The organism is Streptomyces sp. NPDC005408 (assembly GCF_040606445.1).
Taxonomy (GTDB): domain Bacteria; phylum Actinomycetota; class Actinomycetes; order Streptomycetales; family Streptomycetaceae; genus Streptomyces.
The window spans coordinates 54,447-64,590 of sequence record NZ_JBEXEX010000042.1 but is presented as its reverse complement, the minus strand read 5'-3'; the positions used below and the strand labels follow the sequence as shown (position 1 = coordinate 64,590).

At 72.8% G+C, this 10,144-nt stretch carries 7 protein-coding genes; 1 reads left to right on the top strand and 6 read right to left on the bottom strand.

Annotated elements, in window-relative coordinates; genetic code table 11:
• Window positions 1-568 precede the first annotated feature (568 nt).
• Both ABZS64_RS29655 and ABZS64_RS29650 read right to left on the bottom strand, forming a co-directional pair.
• Entirely contained in the window at window positions 569-775 is a 207-nt protein-coding gene (locus ABZS64_RS29655) for a hypothetical protein (protein ID WP_355836245.1), read from the bottom strand.
• A gap of 188 nt (window positions 776-963) precedes the next feature.
• On the bottom strand, window positions 964-1,221 hold the full coding sequence (locus tag ABZS64_RS29650) for a hypothetical protein (RefSeq protein ID WP_355836244.1): 258 nt from the start codon (window positions 1,219-1,221) through the stop codon (window positions 964-966).
• 232 nt (window positions 1,222-1,453) lie between these two features.
• Here ABZS64_RS29650 and ABZS64_RS29645 point away from each other — a divergent pair, with 232 nt between their 5' ends.
• The gene (locus ABZS64_RS29645; RefSeq protein WP_355836241.1) at window positions 1,454-2,671 is read left to right on the top strand and encodes a protein kinase; all 1,218 of its coding nucleotides are present in this window, start codon (window positions 1,454-1,456) and stop codon (window positions 2,669-2,671) included.
• A gap of 1 nt (window position 2,672) precedes the next feature.
• Here ABZS64_RS29645 and ABZS64_RS29640 read toward each other — a convergent pair whose 3' ends face one another.
• The 4 genes from ABZS64_RS29640 to cbiE all read right to left on the bottom strand — a co-directional run bounded on the left by ABZS64_RS29640 (window position 2,673) and on the right by cbiE (window position 10,132).
• Window positions 2,673-3,491, bottom strand: a complete 819-nt coding sequence (locus ABZS64_RS29640; RefSeq protein WP_355836239.1) for an RNA methyltransferase — start codon at window positions 3,489-3,491, stop codon at window positions 2,673-2,675.
• A gap of 138 nt (window positions 3,492-3,629) precedes the next feature.
• Window positions 3,630-4,874 carry a uroporphyrinogen-III C-methyltransferase gene (gene cobA / locus ABZS64_RS29635; protein WP_355836236.1) on the bottom strand — a complete coding sequence of 415 codons (1,245 nt, stop codon included), beginning with the start codon at window positions 4,872-4,874 and terminating at the stop codon, window positions 3,630-3,632.
• 496 nt (window positions 4,875-5,370) lie between these two features.
• A complete protein-coding gene (gene cobT / locus ABZS64_RS29630; protein WP_355836233.1) occupies window positions 5,371-8,565 on the bottom strand; it encodes a nicotinate-nucleotide--dimethylbenzimidazole phosphoribosyltransferase in 3,195 nt (1,064 codons plus the stop codon).
• Between the two features lie 334 nt (window positions 8,566-8,899).
• Window positions 8,900-10,132: a precorrin-6y C5,15-methyltransferase (decarboxylating) subunit CbiE gene (cbiE, locus tag ABZS64_RS29625; RefSeq protein WP_355836230.1), complete on the bottom strand. Its 1,233-nt coding sequence runs from the start codon at window positions 10,130-10,132 to the stop codon at window positions 8,900-8,902.
• Window positions 10,133-10,144 lie beyond the last annotated feature (12 nt).

Genomic DNA, 10,144 nt, shown 5'->3' with positions numbered 1-10,144 from the left:
CCGTGGGGGAGGGGGTGGGGGGCTGACGCCCCACACCCCTGGAGCGCCGGCTTCGCGGCGCGAGCCCGGTAACCCCGCACGCCGGGCTTCGCGGCGGCGAGTCAGGTGCGCCCTGACGCCGTGACGCCGGTCTTCGCGGCGCGGTGAACACGCACCGTCGTGGACAAGCTTCGCGGCGGCGGGTCCGGTACGGCCTGACGCCGGGCTCCGCGGCGCGGTGAACGCGCACCCTCGGTGGACAAGCTTCGCGACGCGGCGGACGCACAACCGAGGTCGATCGGACGCGTGGCTCACCGGTGCACCGCCGTTGGCACGGGGAGCGCATCCCCCGGTCCCCTCCGCGCCACCGGGCACCGTTCGGCGGACGGAGTCCGTCGCAGCGCTCCGAAGCCCGTGAGCCCTCCAGGCCGAGCGGTGCGAGGTCGTACGCAGAAGGGCAGACAGCGCGATGGCCGGTCAGCTCCCCAGCTGACCGGCCAAACGCTGCCGTCCGCCGCACCCCCGTCCCCACGGGGTTGTTGGCCGGATGTCCCCGACCCGGACCGCTCTTCCGGGCCCGGGGCGCCGCTCAGCGCCCCAGCATCACGCCCACGGACGACGCTTGTGTGACCACTGCGTCCCAGCCGCCGAAGGCGACCACGAGCAGGGCTGCGAGAGGGAGCACCATCGCCGTCGCCACCAGCGGGTGGCGTCGGCCCGACGGGCGGCCGCCGAACGCGGCGAATGCCTTACGTCCCTGCGTGCGGATCATCGTCCGCGATGCCGTGTCCGCCATGATCCCTCTCCTGTCGTATTTAGCAGCGGCGGGTGTCTGACCTCGGGGGACGAGTGCTGCACCCGCCGCTTGACTTCAACATTAGGGATCCGCCGGGTCCCGGGCGTCATGCCCTCGTACCGATTGCCGGGCCTCCCGGAGGATGAGCCACGCCCCAGTGACGTACTCCCCTGGGTGGAGACGAGGTCCTAGGCCTTGGGGTCTTCCCGGAGGGGACGCTCCGAGGCGTCCTCCCGCGGCACCGGCTGCTCGACCAGCGCCAGTACGCGCGTGGCCATGAAGCGCGCCGTCCGCACCACCGATCCGCTGCGGGTGACTTCGCTCACTTCCACCACCCCTCTGCGCACCGCCGTCTCGACCCTGCGACCCGCTCTGCTGGCCACCACTTCGTACGTACGAGTCGTGTCTCCCGCATCCACGACTATCTCCACGCGGTCACCCTTCACTGATCCAATCCCCCTTCTACGACGGACCGTTGAGATCTCGCACGGGCCGAAGGAGCCTGATCCGCAGCCCCCTGACCACTCTTCAAGTTTCCCACCCGGCACTGACAATCGTTCGGCCCGCGAGGGCGCGGCCTATGAGCACACCGGGGCGGGGGTACGTAAGCTGTGCCACGTCAAACGGACGACCGTGGCAGCGGGGGTGGGGTCTCCCCACCGTAGGTAGGGGACGGACATGGCGATGATGCGGCTCCGGCGCGAGGACCCGCGTGTCGTCGGCTCGTTCAGGCTTCACCGGCGGCTCGGCGCGGGTGGCATGGGGGTTGTGTACCTCGGGTCCGACCGGCGCGGGCAGCGCGTGGCGCTGAAGGTGATCCGGCCGGATCTGGCGGAGGACCAGGAGTTCAGGTCGCGCTTCGCGCGCGAGGTCTCGGCCGCACGGCGGATCCGCGGCGGCTGTACGGCACGGCTGGTGGCCGCCGATCTGGAGGCGGAGCGCCCGTGGTTCGCCACCCAGTACGTCCCCGGTCCTTCGCTGCACGACAAGGTGGCCGAGGACGGCACGCTGCGGGCCGCCGAGGTGGCCGCGATCGGTGCCGCCCTGTCGGAGGGCCTGGTCGCGGTGCACGAGGCCGGAGTCGTCCACCGGGATCTGAAGCCGTCGAACATCCTGCTGTCGCCGAAGGGCCCGCGGATCATCGATTTCGGCATCGCCTGGGCGACGGGCGCGAGCACGCTCACTCATGTCGGTACGGCGGTCGGCTCCCCCGGTTTTCTCGCGCCCGAGCAGGTGCGCGGCGCTGCGGTCACCCCGGCGACGGACGTCTTCGCGCTGGGCGCCACGCTGGCATACGCGGCGACGGCCGACTCGCCCTTCGGACACGGCAGTTCGGAGGTCATGCTGTACCGGGTCGTGCATGAGGAGCCGCAGCTGTACGGGGTTCCGGATGCGCTTGCTCCGCTCGTACGGGCGTGTCTGGCGAAGGACCCCGATGAGCGGCCCAGCACGTTGCAGCTGTCGATGCGGCTCAAGGAGATCGCGGCCAGGGAGGCCCAGGGGCTGCCGGATGCGCGTCCGCCGGCCCAGCGCGAGCGTATCGAGCAGGACCGGCCGACCTCGCGCTATCCGGAGCGTATGCAGCGCACGGAGCGTTCCGACCGGACAGAGCGTTCCGAGCGTACGGAGCGCGTGGACCGGGTGGAGCGCGTGGAGCGGCGTACGGGCTCGTCCATGCCCCGCCCGCAGCAGCCGCCGCGCACCGGCGGCACGCGCCCTCAGCAGCCCCGCAACACCGCCCGTACGAACGGGCGTCAGGGCACCAGGCCCGGCGGGCGCCCGACGTCGGCCGGGCGGCGGCCCGCCAACCCGCGGCTGCTGCGCCAGCGCATCATCGTCTTCGTCGTGGTGACGCTGATCGTGGCGCTCGGGATCGCCGCCGCCCAGCAGCTGTAGCTCAGGCCCCCGGGCGGCCCGTCACGACCGCGTAGAACGCCACCGCCGCGGCCGCGCCCACATTGAGCGAGTCCACCCCGTGCGCCATCGGGATCCGCACCCATTCGTCCGCGGCGACCAGCGCCTGCGTCGAGAGCCCGTCGCCCTCCGCACCGAGCATCAGCGCAACCCGCTCCAGCCGGTGCGGGGCCGCCTCGTCGATCGCGGCGGCCTTCTCGTCAGGTGTCAGCGCGAGAAGCTTGAAGCCCGCTTCCCTGACGGACTCCAGTCCCCTCGGCCACGACTCGAGGCGTGCGTACGGGACGGAGAAGACCGCGCCCATCGACACCTTCACGGAGCGGCGGTAAAGCGGATCCGCGCAGTCCGGCGAGAGCAGCACCGCGTCCATGCCGAGTGCTGCGGCGCTGCGGAAGATCGCGCCGATGTTGGTGTGGTCGTTGACCGCCTCCATGACGACCACCCGGCGGGCGGTCACCAGCAGTTCGTCGGCCGTGGGCAGCGGCTTGCGCTGCATGGACGCGAGCGCGCCGCGGTGCACGTGGTAGCCGGTGACCCGTTCGGCGAGCTCAGGGCTCACTGCGTAGACAGGGGCCGGGAGCTCGTCGATGACGTCCCGCATGACATCGACCCACTTGGCGGAGAGCAGCATCGACCGCATCTCGTAACCGGCGTCCTTGGCGCGCCGGATGACCTTCTCGCCCTCGGCGATGAACAGGCCCTCCGCGGGTTCGCGCTTGCGCCGCAGCTCGACGTCGGTCAGACCGGTGTAGTCGCGCAGGCGCGGGTCGTCGGGATCCTCGACAGTGATGAGATCAGCCACAGGGTGATACTGCCTTCTCCTGGGTGTGGTGCCAACGGCTGGGCGCAGGTCGGTTACTGGCGGTTACGCGCTGCCATGGGTTACGGGATGCGGCCCCGGGTTATGGAATGCGGCCTAGGTTACGACTGCGGGGTACGCCTACGGCTTGCGCGGGCCGACGGCGACGACGTCGCCGATGACGATGACCGCCGGCGGGCGCACGTCCTCGGCCCGCACCGTCTCGGCGACCGTCGCCAGGGTCGCGTCGACCCGGCGCTGGGACGCGGTGGTGCCCTCCTGGACCAGGGCCACGGGGGTCTCCGGGCTCTTGCCGTACGCCACGAGGGCCTGCGCGATCGCACCGATCTTGTCGACGCCCATCAGCACGACGAGCGTGCCGCGCAGCTTGGCGAGCGACTCCCAGTCGACGAGGGAACGCTCGTCGTCGGGCGCGACATGGCCGCTGACCACCGTGAACTCATGGGCCACACCGCGGTGGGTGACCGGGATGCCGACGGCGCCCGGAACGCTGATGGAGCTGGAGATGCCGGGGACGACCGTGCATGGGATGCCCGCCTCGGCGAGGGCCTCGGCCTCCTCCATGCCGCGGCCGAAGACGAACGGGTCGCCGCCCTTGAGGCGCACGACCGCCTTGCCCGCCTTCGCGTGCTCGATCAGCGCGTTGTTGATGGCCTCCTGGGCCATGAAACGGCCGTACGGGATCTTCGCGGCGTCGATCACCTCGACGTGGGGCGGGAGTTCGTCGAGGAGGTCGCGCGGGCCGAGGCGGTCGGCGATGACGACGTCCGCCTCGGCGAGGAGGCGGCGGCCGCGGACGGTGATCAGGTCCGGGTCGCCGGGGCCGCCGCCGACGAGGGCGACGCCGGGGGTCCGGGTGCGGTGGTGGGGTGCGGCGAGCGAGCCGTCGCGCAGTCCCTCGACGATGGCGTCGCGCACGGCGGCGGAACGGCGGGGGTCACGCCCGGTGAGCACCGCGACCGTCACGCCCTCCGACCGGCCGGTCGCGGGCGTCCAGGCGGTGGCCGCGTTTGCGTCGTCAGAGCGTACGCACCAGGTGCGGGTGCGCTCGGCTTCGGCGGATGCGAGCTCGTTCGCCTCGGCGTCGGAGGTGGCGATGAGGGCGTACCAGGCATCGGCGAGGTCGCCCTCGACGTACGGGCGCCGCTCCCAGCCGATCTCGCCGGCCGCGGCCATCGCCTCCACGGAGGGCGTCGCCTCCGGGGACACGAGGACGATGTCGGCACCGGCCGCGATGAGCGCGGGAAGCCTGCGCTGGGCGACCTGACCGCCGCCGAGGACGACGACGCGGCGCCCGGCGAGGCGGAGTCCGACGGGGTAGGCGGGGTGCTCGGCGTGCTCTGCGTGCTCTGCGTGCTCGGCCATGGCGGTCGTGGCTCCTCGTGCGGGGCAGTGCGTGTACGGGACCGCTGCGGCGGTGAAGCGGCTGGTGGGGCGGGGTGTGAACGCTGGCGAACAGCTTACGGGGGTGGGGGGTTTCTCCCCTGCCCCGCCCCTTCCCGAAACTGGGGCGGTGCCCCAGACCGCCGGGGGTTGTTGTGGGGGCTGACGCCCCACGCCCCCGGCGGCAGCTTCACGCCGCAGCCACCAGGCCGCCGAAGGCGGGCACACCGCCCACCGGGCCGCAGCCGCCGACGGCGCCCAGCAACCACCAGAGGCGTCCACCGAACGGACGGCCCGAAAGGGCGGACGGGTGGGACACACTGCCCGCCGAAGGCGGGCGTACCGCCCACGGGGCACAGCCGCCGACGGCGCCCAGCAACCACCAGAGGCGTCCATCTGACCGGACGGCTGAACGGGCGGGCGCACCGGCCACCGGCCCGCAGGCGACCACCCGTAGGGCCCGAACGGGCAGCGCGGGTTACTTCTCCGTGACGCCCGCCGAGTCGAACGTCGCCACCTCATGCATCGCCCGCGCAGCACTCTGCACCACCGGCAGCGCCAGCAGCGCCCCTGTCCCCTCGCCGAGGCGCAGGTCCAGGTCGATCAGCGGGCGCAGGCCCAGCTTGTTGAGGGCCGCCACGTGACCAGGCTCCGCGCTGCGGTGGCCCGCGATGCACGCCGCCAGGGCTTCGGGCGCGATCGCCCGGGCAACCAGCGCGGCCGCGCCCGCCGAGACGCCGTCCAGCACCACCGGCGTACGCAGCGACGCGCCGCCCAGGATGAAGCCGACCAGCGCCGCATGCTCCAGGCCGCCGACCGCCGACAGGACACCGATCGGGTCGGCCGGGTCCGGCGCGTGGAGTTCCAGCGCGCGGCGCACCACGTCGACCTTGCGCGCGTGCATCTCGTCGTTGATGCCCGTACCGCGCCCGGTGATCTCGCCCGGGTCGATACCCGTGTACACGGCGATCAGCGCCGCCGAGACCGTCGTGTTGGCGATGCCCATCTCACCGGTGAGCAGCGCCTTGTTGCCCGCCGCCACCAGGTCCCGCGCCGTCTCGATGCCGACCCCGACAGCGGAGAGGACCTCCTCGCGGGTCAGCGCGACCCCGGTCGTGAAGTCGGCCGTGCCCGGCCGGACCTTGCGCGGCAGCAGACCCGGCGTGGCGGGCAGGTCACCGGCCACGCCGACGTCGATGACGCAGACCTCCGCGCCCACCTGATTGGCAAAAGCGTTGCAGACCGCGCCGCCGCCGAGGAAGTTGGCCACCATCTGGGCCGTGACCTCCTGCGGCCAGGTGGTGACCCCCTGCGCGTGCACCCCGTGGTCGCCCGCGAAGATCGCGACCGCCGCGGGCTCCGGGATCGGCGGCGGGCACATCCGGGACAGTCCGCTCAGCTGCGCGGAGATGATCTCCAGCATGCCGAGCGCGCCCGCGGGCTTGGTCATCCGCTTCTGCCGCTCCCACGCCTCGCCGAGCGCCTTCGCGTCCAGCGGGCGGATGTTGGAGACGGTCTCCTGGAGCAGATCGTGCGGCTCCTCGCCGGGCAGGGCGCGGCGTCCGTACGTTTCCTCGTGGACGACCCATGACAGCGGACGGCGCTTGGACCAGCCCGCCTGCATCAGCTCGGGCTCCTCGGGGAACTCGTCGACGTAGCCGACACACAGGTACGCCACGACCTCAAGGTGCTCCGGCAGCCCCAGCGCACGCACCATCTCGCGCTCGTCGAAGAAGCTGACCCAGCCGACGCCGAGGCCCTCCGCGCGGGCGGCGAGCCACAGGTTCTCGACGGCGAGTGCGGAGGAGTACGGGGCCATCTGCGGCTGGGTGTGACGGCCGAGAGTGTGGCGGCCGCCGCGCGTCGGGTCGGCGGTGACCACGATGTTCACGGGGGTGTCGAGGATCGCCTCGATCTTCAGTTCCTTGAACTGCTTGGCTCTGCCCTTCGGCAGCGACTTCGCGTACGCCTCGCGCTGCCGCTGGGCGAGTTCGTGCATCGTCCGCCGGGTCTCGGCGGAGCGGATGACGACGAAGTCCCAGGGCTGGGAGTGGCCGACGCTGGGTGCCGTGTGGGCGGCCTCCAGGACGCGCAGCAGTACTTCGTGCGGGATGGGGTCGCTGCGGAAGCCGTTACGGATGTCCCGGCGCTCGCGCATGACACGGAGTACGGCTTCGCGCTCTGCGTCGTCGTAACCGGGCGCGGCCGCGCCGACGACGGCCTCCGGCTCGGGCACCAGGACGGCCACGGGCTCCGGGTCCGGCTCCGTTTCGGGCTCGGGCGCGGGCGCGGGCGCGGGTTCTTCGGCCACGACGGCCACGATGACCTCCTCGGCAACCTCGGCGACAGCGACCACTTCGGGAGCCGCGACCGGCTCGGCCTCGGCAACCGGTACGGGCTCGGGAACCGCCTCCACGAGCGGTTCCGGGGAACCCTCGCGCGGCGCGGGCAGGACGATCGCCTGTACATCCGGCTCTGGCTGCGGCTCGGGCTCAGGAACCGCTGCCACGACCTCGGCTTCCGCCACCGGCTCCGGTTCGGGCTCGGCCTGCATCACCACGGCGACCGGCGTCGGCGCCAGGTGGGGCGTGGTGGGCAGTGATCCGTCGACCGGGACGAACTGCCCGGCAGGCGCCGACTGCTCGGGCTCCGCTTCCGGCTCCGGCTCAGGGGCGGGCTCAGGGGCCGCGGCCGGAGCCTCGGCGACAACGGGAGCAGCCTGAGCAGCCGGAGTGACAGGAGCGGACTCCGGGACGACCGTTTCTGCTGGTACGGGAGGAGGCGTGTGTGACTGGGGAGGCTGAGGGTCCCAAGGAGCCCCGCCCTGGGGCGGAATCTCACCCAGCTGCGGTCCCGGCAGCACGGCAGCCGCCTCGTCGCGCGGGATGTCGAGATACTCCAGACCTGCCGTGGGCGGCCCGGGGTTGGCCACGGGCACGGCCTGCGGCGGGGTGCCCGCCGGCCCGCGGTCGGCGAGCGAGCGCACCACGCCGCCCGAGGTGTCGGGCATCGGCGGGCCCATGTGCAGCGGGCGTCGCGCGGGCGGAGGCGTCGGCGTGGCCGATGTGGGCGGAATACGTACGCCGTTGAGGTCGACGGAGCCGGAGTCCCGGCCCCCGGCCTCGTGCGCCCCGGACTCTTGCGCGTCGAACACAGGCGCTGCGACCGCAACCGGCTCGGCAACGGGCGCGGGCTGCTCGGCCTGGGCGAACTGCTCATCCGTGAACACGGGAGCGACGGGCTCCGCCACCGGAGCGGGAGCCGCGAACCCCGGTGCCACGAACTCCGGTCCCGCGGGCGGCTGCACCGCCACGGAGGCCTCGACGTGAGCCTCGGACACAAACGACTCCGGCCCGTGGTGCTCGGACACGAGGTGCTCCGGACCGGACGTCTGAGCCATCGGCGCAGGCGGCGGCACTGCCACCGGAGCCTGCCCGACCGCCTGTGCCACAGGGCCCTGGTGCACGCCGTGCATCGCCTGCACGGGCTGCACGGGCTGCGGATCGCTCCACGCGCCCTGCGCACCGGGCATCAGCAGCAGATCGTCCTCTTCGGAGCCGTTCTCGGAGTGGTCGAGGAAGGTGTACGCGCCAGGAGCGGGGATGCCCGGCTGCTCCACCATGCCTGCGTTCTCCGGCAGCCCCTCGCCCGGGATCTGGCCGGTGTCAGTCATGCGTACCCCTCGCCCATCGCTTGTGTTCCTTCGCCCGTCGCCCGGGACGCCACATCGCGGCACACCTGACGCCCGTCAACAAGAACGAGCGTGTGCGCCGCGCGGCACGATGCCCCCACGGTCTCCATGCATTCTCGCGGCCGTTCGGCGCCGCGGCAGTGAGAACTGCCACGGCCCGCTGTGGGCTGCGCCACGTTGCGCTTCCCCCGGTTCTGACGTACCACAAAACGGAACCAAAGCGGCCCCATTTTCCGGACATTGACGAACGAAGCGACGAACATCCGGCTGCGGTACAACGATCGGCCAGCCTACCTCGCGCCGTCCGGCAGCAAGGTCACGGGGCGCTCTCGACCCTTCGGCCGGAGAGCAGGAAGACGACGGAACGCTCACGTTCCGCCCATGCCGTCGTGTCCATTTCGACGGACTGCAGCAGCGCGCACTCCACCTCGTAGCCGCCCGCCGCGAGGGCCGCGCCGATCGCCTCGGCCTCGTCCCGCGTCGAGGCGTGCGTGACGATGCGCTGGGGCCGCCGGTCGGCGCACGCGGTCACCACCGGGACTCCCCCGCCACCGATCCGTACGACATCGGGCTCGGGCAGCCGCTCCAGCACATGCGGCGCGCGCCCTTGGACGACCTGGAGCTGGGCGCCCGCGTGCCGGGCCGTGGCCTCCGTGCGGGCGCAGGCGTCCGCGTCCGCGTCGACGGCGATGACCGCGGCGCCGAAGCGGGCCGCCTCCACCGCGAGTGCCCCGCTGCCGGAACCGATGTCCCAGACCAGGTCACCGATACGCGGCCCGAGGCGGGCCAGTTGGGCGGCGCGCAGCTGCACCGACTCGCCTTCGCCGAGACCTTCTCCGTACAACTCTCCGTACGAGTCCGAAGGCAGCGCCCAGCCCCGTACCGCCGGCGGATAGCCGGGCTCGCGGCCCGCGATCCAGCCGCCGCCCTGGACGGCCGCGGTCGCGGCGCCGCCGATGACGATGACGACGTTGGGGTCGCGCCAGGCGTGGTCGGCGGCCTTGTCGGAGGTGAGGACGGTGACCTGCTCACGGTCCGTGCCCAGTTCCTCGCAGATGACGAAGGTGCGGTGGACTCCTTCGAGCAGCAGGGCGAGCTCGGCGGGCCCGGCGCCCGGGGAGGTGAGGACGGCGACCTTGGGGTGCGCCCGGCACACGTTGACGGCACGGCGCAGCGTACGGCGGTGGGCGACGACGATCTGGGCGTCGTCCCAGGGCATTCCGGCCCGGGCGAAGGCGGTGGCGACGGACGAGACGGCGGGGACGACCTCGACCTCCAGGCCGTGCTCCGGCGCACGCAGCGTGCGTACGACGCCGAAGAAGCCCGGGTCGCCGTCGGCGAGGACGACGGCGCTGCCTCGGTGGCCCGCGATCCGCCGGGCGGCGAGGTCGACGCTGCCGAGCCGGATGCGCTCGGCGCCCTTCGGCACCTCGGGGAGGGCAAGGTGGTGGGCCGCTCCGGCCACCAGGGTGGCAGCGGAGAGTGCGGACCTGGCCGCCGCGGTGAGGGGCGAACCGTCCCAGCCGATCACCGTGACCCGGTCGGCCATCGTCGTCAGTCT

Bases quoted from the DNA above. Each gene is read 5' to 3' on its own strand.
- ABZS64_RS29655 (WP_355836245.1), bottom strand. From the start codon at position 775: ATGGCGGACACGGCATCGCGGACGATGATCCGCACGCAGGGACGTAAG.
- ABZS64_RS29645 (WP_355836241.1), top strand. From the start codon at position 1,454: ATGGCGATGATGCGGCTCCGGCGCGAGGACCCGCGTGTCGTCGGCTCG.
- cobA (WP_355836236.1), bottom strand. From the start codon at position 4,874: ATGGCCGAGCACGCAGAGCACGCAGAGCACGCCGAGCACCCCGCCTAC.
- cobT (WP_355836233.1), bottom strand. From the start codon at position 8,565: ATGACTGACACCGGCCAGATCCCGGGCGAGGGGCTGCCGGAGAACGCA.
- cbiE (WP_355836230.1), bottom strand. From the start codon at position 10,132: ATGGCCGACCGGGTCACGGTGATCGGCTGGGACGGTTCGCCCCTCACC.